The following is a 16727-nucleotide window of genomic DNA, read 5'->3' on the forward strand; positions in this document are numbered from 1 at the left end:
ATTGTATTGGAGGATTTTCATGAGTATCGATAAACGTATACTACCAGAATTAAGAGAGGCATATTCACAATTTCCAGGGTTTCAATTGGAAGAGAATTTAGAGTGGAGCAGAAGTTTAGTGTCGGCTCCGTCACTGAAGAGGTCAGAGCATGTAAACACAACCAGTCGAAAAATTCCGGGTGTTGCAGGGGAGATACTGGTAAAAATTTATGAACCTGCTGGGCGAAATGCTGACAAGCTTCCAGCTATGCTGTGGATTCACGGGGGCGGATACGTGTTAGGACATCCTGATATGGACGACGAGTTGTGTGAACGCTTTGTTCAGACGGCTAGATGTGTTGTCGTGTCGGTTGATTATAGGCTGGCACCCGAGCACCCCTATCCAGCTGCAATCGAAGATTGTTATGCTGGCTTAGTATGGATGACGGAGGAAGCGGAATCACTTGGAATTGATGAGAATCGGGTTGCGATTGCTGGTGCAAGCGGTGGCGGCGGGCTGACAGCAGCACTTGCGCTGATGGCACGAGATAAAGGTGGACCCTCCATTATCTTTCAGATGCCGTTGTACCCAATGCTCGACAACCGTAACATTACGCCATCAAGCCATGAGATTACGGAAGAAGGTGCAATCTGGAACCGGACGGACAACTTAACGGCTTGGAACATGTACCTGGGCGAGGAGAACGATACCAGCAGGATATCTTCCTATGCGGTACCAATGAGAGCGGAGAATTTAGCTGGACTGCCACCAACCTATACCTGTGTAGGTCAGCTTGATCTATTCCGAGATGAGACGATCGAATATGTAACACGACTTGCGCAAGCAGGTGTAGATATCGAATTTAACCTGTATCCCGGATGTTTTCATCTTTTCGAAATATTCGTTCCAGAAGCGGAAGTGAGTCAGCGCGCCGTTCAGAGCTATATGGATGCGATGGCCCGGGCACTTCACCCCAAACACTCTCCATCCCCAAACGAGAGCTGTTAAGAATGCAAGCACAAACCATATGATCATTGCTCCTTGTTGTAGATTGAAATCCTCGCCGATTATGCGAGAAAAGATTCTATACAAGGTGGTCATTTCATCACACACAAAAAATACACCCTTAGAATAGACCGGACAAACCATAGGTTTATCAATGTCTATTCCAAGAGGTGTATTTCATAATATTAAAGCGGGTGATCTTAACGAAGCGTCTTGAGCGCACCGCTCCAAGCCAATACTTGATCAAGCATGCCATTTACATTGGTCAGGTGAAGATCCGCTGGTTTGAACACAGAACCGTTCTCGAAATCAGTGAACAGGGACAGGGCTGGATGTACACGAACATCTGCTACAGACAGTTCTCCCAAGATTCCACGTAAATGCTCAGCTGCACGAGCGCCACCTACAGAACCATAACTCACGATACCCGCTGCTTTGTTGTTCCAAGCTTCACGCGCGTAATCGAGTGCATTTTTCAGTGATGCGGAAATACTGTGGTTGTATTCTTGAACGATAAATACGAAACCGTCTAACGTAGCAAGCTTTGTATTCCAAGCAGTTGCTTGTTCAGTAGCATCAACTTCTCCCATTAGTGGAAGTTTGAAGTCCGCGATATCTACGATCTCATAATTAGCATCTCCACGTGCATCTGCTACCTTTTTAACCCATTCCCCTACTTGTGGGCTTAAACGACCTTGACGAGTACTTCCCAGAATGATTCCGATGTTTAATTTAGACATTGTTTGTTCCTCCTCGATTTTTGTTCTACCAAATAGTTTGTCTAGAAATCCCATGAATTACACAACCTTCAAATAAATAATATTAAGCGTGTTACGCTCTAGTTGTCTTTAAGTTAAGTATCTTTAACATGAGATAATAATACCGTGTTTAGTTTACTTTGTCAAGCAACTTAATAATAGTTAGTTTATAATTTTGTCTCACCTTTACAAATTTAGTTGTCTAGAATATAATTGTTTAAGCAACTATTAAAAAGAAGATGAAATGAGAAGAGGTCTGATCATGACGACAAAGCATAACCAATCCGAACTTACGTTAGGATTTATGATGGGAACGACCTATCGTAAATTAAGCGCGTTATTCCAAAATGGGCTAAAGGAATATGATATAACACCTGAGCAATGGTCAGTGCTTTTTCAAGTCGACAGAACGGAAGGGCTGATTCAGAAGGATATCGCGAAGCGTTCGGGTAAGGATAAACCAACTACGACGCGAATTCTGGATCACTTGGAGGGAAAAGGACTGGTCTATAAAAGAACCGGGGAGAATGATCGGCGTTCTTTTAAGGTTTATATTACGGAAAAAGGAAGAGCTCTGATTAAGGAGACCTTTCCTATTGAGGATCAAGTCACAGATGAGATTATGAACTGTATTTCCAGTGATGAATATGAGCTGCTCATGGGGTTGCTGCTAAGAATAAACAATCATATTGATCAAATAAATGATGGAGAGTAGGAACGTAAGTTATGCCAGAACAACAAGAACTACGTACGAAACTATGGACCAAGTCTTTTATTGCTTTAACGTTTAGTGCTTTATTTTTATTTATGAATTTACAGATGCTGCTATCTTCATTTCCGTCTTATGTTAAAAGTGAATTTCAAGCCGGAGATATTATGGTCAGCTTGGTTACAAGTGTATTTGCGCTAACTGCGATTGCTTCACGTTTTATGACTGCTTTTCTGATGCGGAGGGTTAGCCGCAATGTACTACTATATATTGGTTTAGCCATCGCGGCCGCCATAACCGGTCTTTATGTGGTAGCAGACTCAATCGGGTCACTATTGCTGATGCGGGTAGGCTATGGCATTGGGTTTGGGATAGCCAGTACAATTATTCCCACGATTGTTTCACAGATTATTCCTAGCAAAAGAATGGGCGAAGGGATCGGCTATTTCGGCTTATCAACCAGTCTTGCAATGTCCATTGGTCCTATGATTGGTTTGAACGTAATGAAGCAATCGGGGTTCGGAACACTGGCGATGATCGGAACATTCACCTTGCTTCTTGCCTTTCCAGTCCTATTGTTCTCACGTTCACTTCCAGCTGTACCGAAAAAACAGCCTATTGAGCGATCCATTGCACCATCCAAACCAATCAAGGTTCCTTTTAATACAAAGTTAGTATTGCCTGCAATACTGAATGTCTTACTCGCGATCACTTATGGTGGATTGCTTAGCTTTATCGCTTTGTTCGGCGAAGCGGTACATTTAGAGCAAGTGGGTTTGTTCTTTTTATTTAACGCGATAACAATCATTATTATTAGACCTATCTCCGGCAGATTATTTGATAAAAGAGGTCCGGCTGCTGTTCTGATTCCAGCAGCGGTTTGTGTCGTCGCGAGCTTAACAGTGCTCTCGTATACAACATCCATGCCCATGCTCATTATATCCGCATTGCTCTATGGACTCGGCTTTGGAGCTATTCAGCCAACTATACAGGCATGGATGCTTCGGACGTCTACACCTGCACAGTATGGCATGGCGAACAGTATGTTTTATAACTCAACAGATTTAGGGGTAGCCAGTGGGGCCATTATTCTTGGGGCAATCTCGGCGGCATCCGATTATGGGATGATGTATCGTTATTCTGCTGGGTTCATGGTGCTGTTCCTTATGATATATATTGGGATTCAGATTACTAAGGCCAGAAATAACCCTTCAGCTTTAAGCCAATAAGGGATGATTTCAGATTAAGCTAATCTTTAGGTACTATTCATATCGTTTTAAGCTAAGGGGGTTATAGTAATCACATAACCCCCTTAAATATAGACCTTGACCCTGCCGGACGTTGGCAGGGTCCTTTTTTTGTTGATGAAGAGGACAGAGATCTGTAGATTAAGCCAATCTTTATCTACTATTCATATTCTTTTAAGCTAAGAGGGTTATAGTAATCACATAACCCCCTTATAATATAGACCTTGACCCTGCCATACGTTGGCAGGGTCCTTTTTTTTATGTTCTTGCGCCATCCCGAAAACATAGGTAGTATACAGATTTTATCCACTAAGGACGGTATAATGAAGAAATCAGGGATGGCCAAAGAAGTAGAGGAGAGGTTCACAAATGAATATGACATGGAATCTGGATAGCTTATATCCTTCCTTTGAGTCAGAGAAGTTAAAAGGCGATCGTGAGCTACTCGGTCAACTTATTATAGATTTAAAAGCCTGGGCTGAGGGCAATCTAAAGCTTGAGGGTGTTTCCGTCGCAGCGATCGAGGACTTTCTAAGACTCTACAACGATTATAAAAGCGTATATGTATGTTTATTAGCCTATGCAGAGTTAACGCTTAGCGCAGACAGCAGTTCTGAGGAAGCCATGAATCTTGCTGATGATATTGAACATTTGAGCTCAGAGATTGCTGGGGTAGTTGCGGGTTTTAAACGATGGATTAGCACTTGTGAACACATAGATGAGCTTATCGTTAGCTCAACTTATCTTCTGAAACATCAATTTTATTTAAAGGAGCTTCTTCTGCAATCCCGTTATGTGTTAAATGAGGAAGTGGAAGTTGCGATTGCCAGAATGCAGAGCACGGGTTCCAAAGCGTGGGGAAGGCTCTACATGGAGAGCGTATCGAGTACACTTGCAGATGTGGTAGTACATGGGGAAACTAAGAAAGTAACGCTTGCGGAACTAAGGAGTATGGCCTATGAGAATAACGCTAAATTAAGAAAAGCGGCTTATGAAGCCGAGGCTGAAGCTTGCAGTCGTATTGCTGGGGTTTGTGCAGCTTGCATGAATGGAATAAGTGGTGAGGCGCTAACGATTTATGGCATGCGTGGATATCAATCTTCTCTGGAAAAGGTGTTAGTGGCATCGCGAATGGACAGTGAAACTTTATCGGCAATGCTCGCCGCTCTTCAGGAGAGTTTGCCAGCTTTTCATACCTATTATCAAAAGAAAGCCGAACTGCTGGGACATTCCACAAAGCTGCCTTTTTACGATATTTTTGCACCAATTGGCGAAGAAAGTGTAAAAATCTCTTACGAAGATGCTCAAAAAACAATTGTCTCTAGCTTCGGAACGTATAGCAAGGAATTGGCCAATTTAGCTCAAAAGGCTTTTGATCAGCAATGGATTGATGCAGAACCTAGAGCGGGTAAGGGTGGATATGGGCTCTGCATTGATATTTTTCCGATAGGCGAGAGCAGAATCATGACACAGTTCACTGGAAATGCTATAGATATTAGTATTCTTGCCCATGAGCTCGGTCATGCATATCATAGCTCCTGTCTGGGAGAAGAAACGATGCTGAACACAGATTATCCGATACCGATTGCCGAAACGGCTTCGATCTTTTGCGAGACGATCATAAATCAGGCACTACTCACTAGTTCGACCAAGAAGGAAGCGCAGCTTCTATTGGAGAGAAGTATTTCTGATGCTGGGTATTATCTTGTAGACTTCTATGCCCGTTATTTATTTGAGCTTAAACTATATGAGAGAAGAACCTCGGGTCCGCTTCCAGTTCAAGAGCTGAACGAATTGATGATTGCTTGTATGGTGGAAGCTTACGGTGAGAGCATTGATCCTGATACGATCCATCCTTACATGTGGATGAACAAGGCCGGATATTTTATGGCTGGTTATGAATTTATGAACTTCCCGTATTCTTTCGGACTGTTATTCGCTAAAGGACTCTACGCAGAATATTTAAAAAAGGGCGAGGAGTTCGTCGCTCGGTATCGTCAGTTCCTTAGTGCTACCAGCAAGCATAATATTGCAGATGTAGCAAAGTTTATGGATATTGATGTACACTCCATTGATTTTTGGAGAGGTGCTTTAATGCTGATTGAAACCGATATTGAGGCATTCATCAGTACGACCTAAACAACTCTCCAGTTGTGATCACAGGTAGCTTCAATTTGGCCGCGTTTTTCAATGTAATTCGTGACAATTTCAGACATGTCGATCAGTACTTCTTTGACAATCGGCTTGCCCTTATACATCTCATAATCTCCACCGCCGCTTGCTCTATAGTTGTTCATAACAACATCATATTCCTTAGAGTCCTCCACAGGCTGCCCACGATGCAGCAGATGGAGGACTCTTTTGCCTACAGGTTTATTGACATGAAGCTCGTAGTGGATGCCTTCCCACATATCATAATTGTAATGTTGCGATTTAGGTTCTACATAAGCAGGGTTAACAATTACATTTCCCTCTAGATCCTTTTGAAAATAGTTGGCGGTTTGTTCCAGTGCCTCTTTTATATCTTGTCCGGTCAGTCTTAGCACAGTTAGCGTGTTTGGATAAATGAAGTTGGAAAGAATATCTCTCCGAGTAATGGTGTTACTGAAGCCCTTGCAATCGTTGCTGAGTAAAGCTGCTGTCGAGATCTCTACACCTGTAGCTTCCATTTGTACCTTATTTACAAATTCTATAAAGGGATGGTCAGCCAATCGGCATTCATCTGCACTAGAAATAGAAAGGTCACCGATAACTGTACCTATTCTCTCATCCAACCAGGCTTCTGTTTCTGATTCAAGCGTGCTGCTAAGCTCTAGAATTGTATCATCTACAGCGGTCTTGTCGTCTACAGCAAGGAGTTCCGCTTGTTTACTCTTAATCTTCCAACGTTCGTTTTCTTTTTGAAAGACTACTGAAATCTTACCGAGGGAATGTCCATTACAACCAGGCTGTATGATCGTCACACCATTTAGCTCACTAGCTATGAAGCGATGCTGATGTCCGGTAATTAATACATCTAAGCCTTCAACCTCTGTGCACATTGCATAGGCTTGATTCTCTCCAGTTAGTCTCTCTACAGGTTCACCACTAAGGAGGTCGCGCTCGAACCCGCCATGATAAGCTACAACGAGTAAATCGGGCTGTTCTTCTTCTCTAATAGTGGCACACCAAAGCTTAACAGTCTCTAACGAATCCTTAAATTGAAGTCCTTCTATATGGACAGGATTCTCCCAGTGGGGAATGTAATGTGTGGTAACTCCTAGAATGGCTACTTTGATTTTTTTGTCTACCCATTTGATGATATAGGGTCTACCAAATGCAGGTTTACATGTCGCGCGATTTATAATTCCAGCAGATAACCAAGGGAATTTGGAATCCTGAATGGCTTTATTAAGTAGTGGCTTACCAAAATTAAATTCATGGTTACCAATAATTGCAGCGTCATATTTCAATTCATTCAATGCAGCTATGCCTGGATTTAGTTCGTCACTGTACTGTGTGGCTGCATAATAAGCTAGCGGTGTACCTTGAATAAGATCACCGTTATCGAGAAGTATTAGCTCTGGACAATGGGATCTTTCTTGTTTAATAAGGCTAGCAATGGTTGCTAAGCCTTTTTGTCGTTTCTCACCCGTGCGGTAATCAATGGGCCCTAAATGCCCATGTAGATCACTTGTTATGAGGATTTCGCAGGTTAAGGTGTTGTCTTTATTCATGGGTAGCCTCCTACGGATAATAAGTTCAGACCTCATTCTATCAGATAATTTGGAAATTTTAAGAGATTAAAATAAATTTTACATATATTTAATAGTTAGAGGCCTTAGATTTAATACAAAATATTTATAGTCTAGAAGTACTAAAAAAAAGAGAACAGTGGAGGTCTTTCGTTTGAGAAAAATAAGTAAATTCGTATTGCCGCTAATGATGTCTATTACTTTGCTTAGTGGTTGTGGTGCTAACAATACTACCAATACTGCAAACCAAGGATCGACGGATGGAGCAAATGCACCGAAGGAAACGGCAGCTCCTGTAGCAGAGGGTTATGTTCCAGAGAAGCTCACAGTACAATTTGTCCCTTCTCAAAATGCGGATACGCTCGAAGCTAAGGCGAAACCTCTTGAAAAATTACTGGGTGATAAACTCGGTATTCCTGTAGAAGTAAGTGTCTCTACTGATTACAACACTGTTATCGAAGCTATGGCTTCCAAAAAAGTAGATTTAGGTTTCCTTCCTCCAACAGCTTACGTATTGGCAAAAGAAAAAGGAGCTGCTGAAGTTATTCTTCAAGCTCAACGTTTTGGTGTAAATGATGAAACGGGTGCTCCGACAGATGAATTGGCTGACTTCTATAAATCTATGATTATCGTTAAGAAAGATTCTGCGATCCAATCCGTTGCCGATTTGAAAGGCAAAAAAATCGCTTATCAAAACGTTACATCCTCAGCAGGTTTTGTATGGCCGGCTGCAACACTAATGGATGCAGGACTTGATCCGTTGAAGGATGTACAAGCTATCACGGTTAAGGGACATGACCAAGGCGTACTTGCTGTACTGAACGGTGATGTAGATGCCGCAGCTATTTTCCAGGATGCACGTAATATAGTCGTTAAGGATTATCCGAAAGTATTTGAAGATACTCGTGTTCTCGCCTTTACTGATAAAATCCCTAACGACACGATTTCGGTCCGTTCAGATATGAATAAGGAATGGATTGAGAAGATTCAGCAGGCGTTTATTGATATCGCTGCTGACAAAGAAGGACATGAGATTATCAAAGATATTTACTCGCATGAAGGTTATGTGAAGTCACAAGATAGCAACTTTGACATTGTTCGTGAATACAACAATAAAGTAAAAACAGAGTAGTTCAGGCCGTTCAAGGATACAACGATGTTGGTGTATAACAGGAACTAAGGATAGCCAGCTCCGGATTCCCCCCCGGACTGGCTATCTCTTTTATACGAATATACGAAAACACAAAAAGGAATGATTTTCATGATAGAGCTTCGTAATGTGTCCAAGACGTATCTAAACGGAACCAAAGGCTTAAACAACATTAACCTGACTATTCCAGCTGGAGAATTTGTAGCTATTGTTGGTCTTTCGGGTGCTGGAAAGTCAACCCTGCTACGTTCCATTAACCGACTTCATGATATTTCAGAAGGCGATATTCTTATAAATGGGAAATCCATCACGAAGGCAAAGGGGAGCCAGCTCCGAATGATCCGTAGAAATATCGGAATGATCTTCCAAAGCTTCAACTTGGTGAAACGTACGACTGTGCTTCGTAATGTATTGGCAGGGCGGGTCGGCTATCATTCCACAATACGGACGATAATTGGCAAATTCCCACAGAAGGATATTGATTTAGCCTTTGAGTCTCTCGATCGGGTCAATATTGCTGAGAAGGCCTACACACGTGCAGATCAACTATCTGGAGGTCAGCAGCAGCGCGTGGCTATTGCTCGTGTTCTTGCGCAGGAGGCGCAAATTATCCTTGCAGATGAACCTGTCGCTTCACTGGATCCACTGACGACCAAGCAGGTTATGGATGATTTGAAAAAGATTAATATGGAGCTTGGGATTACGACCATCGTCAATTTGCATTTTATCGACCTCGCTAGAGAATATGCCACTCGGATTATTGGGCTCCGGGCAGGAGAAGTGGTCTTCGATGGTCCTGTATCCGAGGCAACCGATGAGAAATTTGCTGAGATTTACGGCAGACCGATTCATCAGGATGAGTTGTTAGGTGAGCCTGTAAGCGGAGGCATGTGATATGAGTGTGAATGCAGAGAAGCTACATCCCAAACCGCCAAGGAAGATAAAGCATTATTTTACAGCCATTATATTAGTAGTATTACTGTGGAGAAGTGCGGTCTTGACCGATTCATCCATTGGAGAGCTGATCTCCGGTCTGCCAAATATGCTGGATCTGCTTAAGGAAATGTTCCCTCCAAACTGGGGGTATTTTGACAATATTATAGATGCGATGCTGGAAACGATCCGGATGGCATTGGTCGGTACAACGTTTGGTGCCATTCTGGCGGTTCCCATTGCCTTGCTGTGTGCAAGCAATATTACGCAAAGCCGATGGCTTCATTATCCGGTACGTATGCTGCTGAATTTGATCCGTACAATTCCCGATCTACTGCTGGCTTCTATTTTTGTCGCCATTTTTGGCCTCGGTGCGCTTCCGGGAATATTTGCTTTGACGGTATTTTCGCTAGGGCTGATCGCCAAGCTTACCTATGAATCGTTGGAGACGATTGAACAGGGACCTTTGGAAGCAATGACTTCGGTCGGAGCGAATAAGACTCAACGAATTATGTTCGGCGTCATTCCGCAGGTACAGGCTCATTTCATGTCTTATGTGCTGTATGCCTTTGAGATTAATGTCCGTGCTGCAGCAGTTTTAGGTTTGGTAGGCGCGGGTGGAATCGGCCATTACTATGAAGTGACATTAGGCTTTTTAGAATACGATAAGACTTGCACCATCATTTTGTTCACATTAGCAGTAGTCTTGATTATTGATTATGTAAGCACTAAGCTGCGGGAGAAATTAATATGAGTAAATCATGGAATACCCTAGTCCCCAAACCTCGTAAAAATCGTTTCCGATGGCTGATTTATGTAGCATTAGCGGCAGTGTACATCTGGGCTTTTTCGGGAGTGCCGTTTAATGGATTTAAAGAAACCGCTGGGATCATTACTAAGGCCATCTTTGCCGGGATATTCTCTCCTGACTGGGCCTTCGTTTATTTACCAGATGGGGAGGATCTGCTTCGAGGATTACTTGAGACGTTAGCTATTTCAATTTTAGGGACTTTTATCTCGACCTTCATATGTATCCCCTTTGCTTTTTGGGCTGCGGTCAACATGAGCAAGGGAAAGGCGATTTCGGGCTCCGGCAAGCTAATATTAAGCTTTATACGGACATTCCCTGAGATCATTATGGCTTTGCTGTTCATCAAGGCTGTTGGGCCGGGTTCATTTGCGGGTGTACTGGCTCTAGGACTGCATTCCGTCGGCATGCTCGGCAAATTGTTCGCGGATGAGATTGAGAATATTGATAACGGTCCACTCGAAGCCTTAATCTCTTCTGGTGCCAGCCGCATGCAGGTGTTATGGTTTGCTGTTGTGCCGCAGGTATTGCCAGGCTTTCTATCCTACACTTTATACAGATTCGAAATTAACGTTCGCTCAGCTACGATTCTGGGTGTGATTGGAGCAGGCGGGATTGGCACACCGTTAATCTTCGCCCTTAGTTCACGAAATTGGGACCGTGTTGGAATTATACTACTAGGCATCATTGCGATGATTACGATTATTGATCTGATTTCCGGCATGATTCGGAAGAAGCTAGTGTAACTGAACCGCATAATTACATGTTAGACAAAGACCTCCTTAGGTATGAATCGAGCCTATGGGGGTCTTTTATGATTAGCGTATCATTCGGAAAAGCTATATAGAAGTAATAATACTTTTTGTGTTAACATATGTTGGTCTATCCGAACTTGTACCAAAGGAGTTGAAAGCTTGGAAACAGCGCTTATTGGCAGCTTTGTATCAGCAATGGCTACGGTCCTTGGAGCGTTTCCGATCCTGTTCGTGAAGAGGTTATCTGAGAAATGGAAGGACGTTCTCGTTGCTTTTACTGCAGGTATAATGGTATCGGCTTCTACATTTGGACTTATGCCGCAAGCGATTAAAGAATCGGGGATTATCGCATTAACCTTGGGCCTGATTACAGGAGTTCTACTGCTTGATTTAATTGAAAAGAACATCCCGCATATCGACGTGGAGAATAAACCCGGATATACCAATATGGATTCCAAGGCGCTGCTCGTTTTGATTGCGTTGTTCATTCACAATATACCAGAAGGTCTTAGTACGGGATTCAGTTATGCCAGTGAGCAGGCGAGTCTGGGTCCCACCGTGGCCATAGCGATTGGTGCACAAAATATGCCTGAAGGATTGATTCTCGCAGTCTTTCTGATGAACTCTAGAACAACTAAGTTAAAAGCCTTGGGAATCGTTACGCTTACCGGACTTATGGAAATGGTATCTGCGGTTATTGGGTATTTTACGGCGAGTTACCTACAGAATGTAGTGGGCTATGGTCTTGCTTTTGCCGCCGGGGCTATGCTATTCATCGTCTACAAGGAACTTATTCCAGAGAGTCATGGTCATGGTTACGAACGGCCTTCGACGTATTCGTTTATCTTTGGATTACTGATTATGGTGTATATCACGCAGATATTTGGGTGAATAGGATAGAAGGGATTCCAGTGAATCCTGTCGAACAAGAGTAGTTATGATGACAACACATAAACTTGAAAAGCTACCTTTTTACACCTTACTTATTTTTATCGTTGCTGGAGCTATAGGAGCGGGGTATTTTTATACCCGTTCCTTTTTGGCGTTGTCTGCTGTGCTCTATGGAGTAACGGCTGCGCTGGAAGCGATCAATGTCTCTCTACTCTTGCCAGTATCCTTATTATTCTTATGTTGGTGGTGGTGGTTTTGCGGTTCTATTCCCTTCTGTATATGTAAATATGTACATCAACATAATTTGCAGATTGGATTGGACTGGATGTCGGAGTGATCGGGGTGTTGGTGTTCATCACAATGATTGGTATGTTGAAGAAAGTGGATGATAGTCGAAAATAACATGGTGTATATTAAAAAATGCATTGTCATTTGTTAGATTATGCCTTACCATAGGTAAGTATTTCCATTGCATACATATTTAATGAGGAGAAGATTGTCTGCGGTTTTCATTCTACTACAGGAACTCCTTTTTTGAAGAAGGTTGTGGGAGGTATTCAGCGAACGGTATGAAAAAGTTATTTGGTTCAGAAGAATCGTACTGAGATAATCCATTAGTAACCCAACGGTTAACCTAATGTTCTACATACTAAGGGATACATCAATTACATCTAGGGGGTAATATGTCTATGCAAGTGAAGAAGTCCGTATTCATCAGTTCATTAGTAGTATGCAGCTTAGTGTTCGGGGTAGTTGGAGCGGGAGCAGCAAATGGTATCACAAAGATTCAAGCCGCTTTAAATTCAAATATCAAGTTTAAAGTTGATGGTAATTCATGGCAACCAAAAGATAGTAATGGAAAGAGTCTCTCCGCGCTTGTCTACAACGGTACTACCTATCTACCATTACGTTCTACAGCAGAGGCTCTTGGTGTCAACTTGTCGTTGAACAGCGCAACACAAGTGATTTCACTGGATAGTGGTTCCGCAAACGGGATTCCTTATAATGATGCGACGACTCCAGTCACATCTCCAAGTACAAGCACATCATCGACTCCAGTCACATCTCCAAGTATAAGCACATCATCGACTCCAGTCACATCTCCAAGTACAAGCACATCATCGACTTCTAGTGATATCAAGGTGCTTTCTGGAACTACATCACAAATGACTAGCAAATTAAAGGAACAAGCTGTGATTCTTCTTAAAATGTACGGAGATTCCCTATTAAGTGGAGATACTTCCAACTACGCCTCTTATTTATCGAAAAATGTATCCACTTCTCGTGAGAATTCGGGAACTTCTTTGGGTGATGACTACTTTATAAATAATTATTCTGATTTGGTAACAGGCACAAAAAAAGCGAATTCGGCATCAACTCTCAATTCCTTTGCAAAGGCTTTACAGAATGCTAAACTTTCTGATATTGAGGTTGGGCTTATCAGTGATAAAAATGAATACTTCCAACGTTTCAGCTTCTCTTTTCAGCCGAAAGACTTTAATGCTCTCAGTACTGTTTACGTCTATTTTTCATATGATGTAGAGACCTATAACAGTAGCACTTATATACTGTCAGAAGCCTACGTAGACTAGGAACTCGAACATAAATATCTTTCAATCAAGCCTATTCTTCGGAGTAGGCTTTTTATTTTGACTTTAAAGTTGCTTCATTTATATACTGTAATGAGGTGAGAAAACGGACGTGCCAGATAATGTAGTACATGAATTGAACTCTGTTATAAATGCTGTGCTCAGAAGTTGCACCTGAGAAGGCTATTTCTCGTCAGGAAATGGTTGTCATGCTAATGAGTGCAATTGATCTCCAAGCTTTAATCTAAAATGTTTAAAAAAACGGCCAATGAAATGCCAGAGCAGCTTAAGCTGCCTGACCTCATTGGCCGTCTTTATGGTTTAATCTGTAATTATCCTCGCAAAATCGTCTCGATTTGCTCCAGCTCTTCTGCGCTTAGCTCCGGTGCATTCAAGGAAGCGACTGCATCTTCAATCTGGCTCACCTTACTTGCGCCGATCAGAGCAGAAGTGACTTTACCTCCCCGGAGTACCCAAGACAACGCTAGCTGAGACATTTTTTGTCCACGTGCAGCAGCAATCTCGTTCAGTTTGCGAACTTTAGCGATCTTCTCTTCCGTAATGGCATCTTCGGACAGGAATACACTTGGTCCAGCAGCGCGAGAATCAGGAGCGATTCCGTTTAGATAGCGGTCTGTCAGAATGCCTCCTTGTAGTGGGGAGAACACAATCGAACCGATACCTTCCTCAGCTAATACATCCTGCAAGCCATCTTCAATCCAGCGGGACATCATGGAGTAGTTAGGTTGATGAATCAGGCATGGCGTTCCAAGTCGACGCAGAATTTGTGCCGCTTCGCGTGTCTGTTCAGGGTTGTAATTCGAAATCCCAACATACAGCGCTTTACCTTGACGTACAATAAGATCCAGCGCAGCCATAGTCTCTTCCAGTGGTGTATTCGGATCTGGACGGTGGTGATAGAAAATATCTACATAATCAAGGCCCATACGTTTCAAGCTTTGGTCTAGACTGGAGACGAGATATTTCTTGGAGCCCCATTCGCCATATGGACCGGCCCACATATAATATCCAGCCTTAGTAGAGATGACCATTTCATCACGATAAGGAGCAAGATCCTTCTTAAGGATTTGACCAAAGCTTTCTTCTGCGGAGCCAGCTGGGGGACCGTAGTTATTAGCGAGATCAAAATGAGTGATTCCAAGATCGAAAGCTCTTCTTGCCATGGCGCGACCATTCTCGAATAAGTCGTTTCCGCCAAAGTTATGCCAAAGTCCTAGCGAGATCGCCGGAAGGAGTAGACCGCTTTTTCCAGTGCGGTTATATTTCATATTGTCATATCTGGTAGCGCTTGCGTTATACATCATTATTTCCTCCTAAAAAGACTTATTTCTGATTACGTTACGTCCTTATTGTAGCGAAAGATCCCGGACAAACGTATGTCAGCAAGGAAGAAGTTTATAGCACAATGTCATTTTCGAGATGACGGATACGGTATTCTTTTGGAGAACAACCTTTCACCTTCTTGAACATTCGCGAAAAGAGTAAGGGGTCCTGATAGCCGACAGAACGCGAGATCTCACCGATAGTACAAAGGGTTTCTGTCAGAAGCTCGCATGCTTTAGCGATTCGGTAATTTAATAAATACTGCTGCGGTGGCATACCAATGGTCCGTTTAAACAAGGAAGATAAATATTTGCGATCCAGCTTGAGAGAAGAAGACAGCATTTCCACCGAAATGTTCTCACAATAATGTGTATGCAAAAAGTGGAGACTTTGCTCGACGTAAATACTCTTTTGACGCGGTAAAGGAAGTACATCCGGAACAGCTGGCACCGCTTGTAGCAAGAGGGAGAAAAACTCATACATGATCGCTTTTAGCGGCAGGTCAAGACAATCTGAATTGTCGGCTGCTTCTGTCAGGCGTTCGTAGAGATTAGGCATAAGCTGTTTATCCATCGGGAAGATTGGCTGCTCAGGGGTCAAGGAGGTTTTGGATAAAATATATGATACCTGTTCTCCGGTAAAGGCTACCCAGGAATAGATCCAAGGATTGGTCAGGTCCGCTGCATAAGAAGTAACGATATGAGGGTAGGTAAGAAAAGCTTGTCCCGCTTGCAGGATATGGGTTTGTTCACCTACAGATACCTTACCAGTTCCCTCATGAATGAAATGTATTTTGTAAACGTCACGAACTCCGGGTCCGAAAAAATGCCCGGGTAGACACTGCTCCCGCCCCCAGTAATGGAGATGCAGATCGGGATTACCTCTGAAGGGACGCTCAGAATTATAATTAAATATCGCCATGAATGCTTCAGTCTCTTTCTTTTATAGAGTTAACTAAGGGTGATTATGCCCGCTTTCTTTTATTATACAGCATATTTTAGTGGGAACATTACTTGGAATGGTTTGCGAATTCTGTGATAGAAGTTTATCCCAGCTCAGTTTGGTTAAGTAAGCTATGAAGCTGAAAGTATGAGCTAACTTCGATCATTAGGAGGTAATGGAGATGAATAAGAGAATAGTGGGTGTCTTTGCTGCCGAATACGAAGCTTCGAGGGCAATTGAAGAGTTGAAACGTCAAGGCTGCAGAACAGAGGACATATCGATTATCGCGAGAAATTCAGAGAGTGCGGATACGCTTAGAGATGAATCAGGGACGCAAGCGCCGGAAGGAATAGCTACTGGTGCAGCTACGGGTGGTCTGCTGGGTGGATTAACTGGGCTCTTGATGGGGATAGGCGCTTTGGCTATTCCAGGCATCGGGCCGATCATTGCAGCCGGACCGCTTGCGGCAACACTTGCTGGAGCGGCAATAGGTGCAGGCAGCGGTGGATTAGTTGGCGGTCTTATTGGACTTGGCATTCCTGAAGAGGAAGCCAAGCGTTACGATAACTACGTAGATGAAGGCCATATTCTTGTAATGGTGGATGTGGAGGGCGAGCAGAAAGAGGAAGAAGTGAAGCGGATCTTCGTACAGCATAATAGTCTGAATGCAGACCGTTTTGAGGATATTGCGAATATGAATACAGCTGAAAATCGAAATTATGATGGCAGTGTAAAGGAAAGCGATGCGCTCAGAGCCGCTGATCAACAAGAGGCGAGAAATTTGGCTCAAGCTACCGGAACCATGGATGCCATGGATACCTTAGCTAGTGAGCGCATTAGAAATAAATAAGAGATGAAAAGATATTTAGTAAAAAACAGACT

General features: G+C 43.0%; 16 protein-coding genes. 12 read left to right on the forward strand and 4 right to left on the reverse strand.

Annotated elements, in window-relative coordinates; all coding sequences use genetic code 11:
• Nucleotides 1-19 precede the first annotated feature (19 nt).
• Nucleotides 20-988 carry an alpha/beta hydrolase gene (locus MKX35_RS26980; RefSeq protein WP_076299189.1) on the forward strand — a complete coding sequence of 323 codons (969 nt, stop codon included), beginning with the start codon at nt 20-22 and terminating at the stop codon, nt 986-988.
• Nucleotides 989-1185: 197 nt separating this feature from the next.
• Here the strand turns inward: MKX35_RS26980 and MKX35_RS26985 are convergent, their stop codons facing one another.
• Nucleotides 1186-1725: an NADPH-dependent FMN reductase gene (locus MKX35_RS26985; RefSeq protein ID WP_042124617.1), complete on the reverse strand. Its 540-nt coding sequence runs from the start codon at nt 1723-1725 to the stop codon at nt 1186-1188.
• Nucleotides 1726-2005: 280 nt separating this feature from the next.
• Here MKX35_RS26985 and MKX35_RS26990 point away from each other — a divergent pair, with 280 nt between their 5' ends.
• From MKX35_RS26990 to MKX35_RS27000, 3 genes are all read left to right on the forward strand, one after another.
• Nucleotides 2006-2458: a MarR family winged helix-turn-helix transcriptional regulator gene (locus tag MKX35_RS26990; protein WP_042185346.1), complete on the forward strand. Its 453-nt coding sequence runs from the start codon at nt 2006-2008 to the stop codon at nt 2456-2458.
• An 11-nt stretch (nt 2459-2469) separates the two neighbouring features.
• Entirely contained in the window at nt 2470-3681 is a 1212-nt protein-coding gene (locus MKX35_RS26995; RefSeq protein ID WP_076299190.1) for an MFS transporter, read from the forward strand.
• Nucleotides 3682-4068: 387 nt separating this feature from the next.
• Nucleotides 4069-5838 carry a M3 family oligoendopeptidase gene (locus MKX35_RS27000; protein WP_076299191.1) on the forward strand — a complete coding sequence of 590 codons (1770 nt, stop codon included), beginning with the start codon at nt 4069-4071 and terminating at the stop codon, nt 5836-5838.
• Here MKX35_RS27000 and MKX35_RS27005 read toward each other — a convergent pair.
• Entirely contained in the window at nt 5835-7415 is a 1581-nt protein-coding gene (locus tag MKX35_RS27005; protein WP_076299192.1) for a bifunctional metallophosphatase/5'-nucleotidase, read from the reverse strand. The genes MKX35_RS27000 and MKX35_RS27005 overlap by 4 nt on opposite strands.
• Nucleotides 7416-7587: 172 nt before the next feature.
• Between MKX35_RS27005 and MKX35_RS27010 the strand changes: the two genes are divergently transcribed.
• The 7 genes from MKX35_RS27010 (at nt 7588) to MKX35_RS27040 (ending at nt 13562) form a co-directional block, all read left to right on the forward strand.
• The gene (locus MKX35_RS27010; protein ID WP_076283973.1) at nt 7588-8565 is read left to right on the forward strand and encodes a phosphate/phosphite/phosphonate ABC transporter substrate-binding protein; all 978 of its coding nucleotides are present in this window, start codon (nt 7588-7590) and stop codon (nt 8563-8565) included.
• 129 nt (nt 8566-8694) lie between these two features.
• Nucleotides 8695-9477, forward strand: coding sequence for a phosphonate ABC transporter ATP-binding protein (phnC, locus tag MKX35_RS27015; RefSeq protein WP_076283974.1), 783 nt, complete (start codon nt 8695-8697; stop codon nt 9475-9477).
• Between the two features lies 1 nt (nt 9478).
• Nucleotides 9479-10270, forward strand: a complete 792-nt coding sequence (gene phnE, locus MKX35_RS27020) for a phosphonate ABC transporter, permease protein PhnE (protein WP_042185358.1) — start codon at nt 9479-9481, stop codon at nt 10268-10270.
• Nucleotides 10267-11070 (forward strand): phosphonate ABC transporter, permease protein PhnE, encoded by an 804-nt coding sequence (gene phnE / locus MKX35_RS27025; protein ID WP_042185360.1) that lies wholly within the window; start codon nt 10267-10269, stop codon nt 11068-11070. Before phnE (MKX35_RS27020) ends, phnE (MKX35_RS27025) begins: the two co-directional genes overlap by 4 nt.
• A 168-nt stretch (nt 11071-11238) precedes the next feature.
• Nucleotides 11239-11970, forward strand: coding sequence for a ZIP family metal transporter (locus MKX35_RS27030; RefSeq protein ID WP_076299193.1), 732 nt, complete (start codon nt 11239-11241; stop codon nt 11968-11970).
• Nucleotides 11971-12016: 46 nt separating this feature from the next.
• A complete protein-coding gene (locus tag MKX35_RS27035; RefSeq protein ID WP_143759390.1) occupies nt 12017-12307 on the forward strand; it encodes a hypothetical protein in 291 nt (96 codons plus the stop codon).
• 352 nt (nt 12308-12659) lie between these two features.
• On the forward strand, nt 12660-13562 hold the full coding sequence (locus tag MKX35_RS27040; RefSeq protein WP_076299195.1) for a stalk domain-containing protein: 903 nt from the start codon (nt 12660-12662) through the stop codon (nt 13560-13562).
• Nucleotides 13563-13891: 329 nt separating this feature from the next.
• Here the strand turns inward: MKX35_RS27040 and MKX35_RS27045 are convergent, their stop codons facing one another.
• Both MKX35_RS27045 and MKX35_RS27050 read right to left on the reverse strand, forming a co-directional pair.
• A complete protein-coding gene (locus MKX35_RS27045) occupies nt 13892-14881 on the reverse strand; it encodes an aldo/keto reductase (protein ID WP_060621685.1) in 990 nt (329 codons plus the stop codon).
• A gap of 94 nt (nt 14882-14975) precedes the next feature.
• Entirely contained in the window at nt 14976-15824 is an 849-nt protein-coding gene (locus MKX35_RS27050; protein WP_076299197.1) for an AraC family transcriptional regulator, read from the reverse strand.
• A gap of 202 nt (nt 15825-16026) precedes the next feature.
• Here MKX35_RS27050 and MKX35_RS27055 point away from each other — a divergent pair, with 202 nt between their 5' ends.
• Nucleotides 16027-16695 carry a general stress protein gene (locus MKX35_RS27055; RefSeq protein WP_076299198.1) on the forward strand — a complete coding sequence of 223 codons (669 nt, stop codon included), beginning with the start codon at nt 16027-16029 and terminating at the stop codon, nt 16693-16695.
• The last annotated feature ends 32 nt before the right edge of the window (nt 16696-16727 follow it).

It is taken from the genome of Paenibacillus sp. FSL R5-0923 (assembly GCF_038009145.1).
Taxonomy (GTDB): Bacteria; Bacillota; Bacilli; order Paenibacillales; family Paenibacillaceae; genus Paenibacillus_AQ.

What these genes read in the sequence shown, in the direction of transcription:
- MKX35_RS27000 (WP_076299191.1), top strand. Translation starts at nt 4,069, where the DNA reads ATGAATATGACATGGAATCTGGATAGCTTATATCCTTCCTTTGAGTCA.
- phnE (WP_042185358.1), top strand. Translation starts at nt 9,479, where the DNA reads ATGAGTGTGAATGCAGAGAAGCTACATCCCAAACCGCCAAGGAAGATA.
- MKX35_RS26980 (WP_076299189.1), top strand. Translation starts at nt 20, where the DNA reads ATGAGTATCGATAAACGTATACTACCAGAATTAAGAGAGGCATATTCA.
- MKX35_RS27055 (WP_076299198.1), top strand. Translation starts at nt 16,027, where the DNA reads ATGAATAAGAGAATAGTGGGTGTCTTTGCTGCCGAATACGAAGCTTCG.
- phnE (WP_042185360.1), top strand. Translation starts at nt 10,267, where the DNA reads ATGAGTAAATCATGGAATACCCTAGTCCCCAAACCTCGTAAAAATCGT.
- MKX35_RS27045 (WP_060621685.1), bottom strand. Translation starts at nt 14,881, where the DNA reads ATGTATAACGCAAGCGCTACCAGATATGACAATATGAAATATAACCGC.
- MKX35_RS26995 (WP_076299190.1), top strand. Translation starts at nt 2,470, where the DNA reads ATGCCAGAACAACAAGAACTACGTACGAAACTATGGACCAAGTCTTTT.
- MKX35_RS27050 (WP_076299197.1), bottom strand. Translation starts at nt 15,824, where the DNA reads ATGGCGATATTTAATTATAATTCTGAGCGTCCCTTCAGAGGTAATCCC.
- phnC (WP_076283974.1), top strand. Translation starts at nt 8,695, where the DNA reads ATGATAGAGCTTCGTAATGTGTCCAAGACGTATCTAAACGGAACCAAA.
- MKX35_RS27005 (WP_076299192.1), bottom strand. Translation starts at nt 7,415, where the DNA reads ATGAATAAAGACAACACCTTAACCTGCGAAATCCTCATAACAAGTGAT.
- MKX35_RS27040 (WP_076299195.1), top strand. Translation starts at nt 12,660, where the DNA reads ATGCAAGTGAAGAAGTCCGTATTCATCAGTTCATTAGTAGTATGCAGC.
- MKX35_RS26990 (WP_042185346.1), top strand. Translation starts at nt 2,006, where the DNA reads ATGACGACAAAGCATAACCAATCCGAACTTACGTTAGGATTTATGATG.
- MKX35_RS26985 (WP_042124617.1), bottom strand. Translation starts at nt 1,725, where the DNA reads ATGTCTAAATTAAACATCGGAATCATTCTGGGAAGTACTCGTCAAGGT.
- MKX35_RS27035 (WP_143759390.1), top strand. Translation starts at nt 12,017, where the DNA reads ATGATGACAACACATAAACTTGAAAAGCTACCTTTTTACACCTTACTT.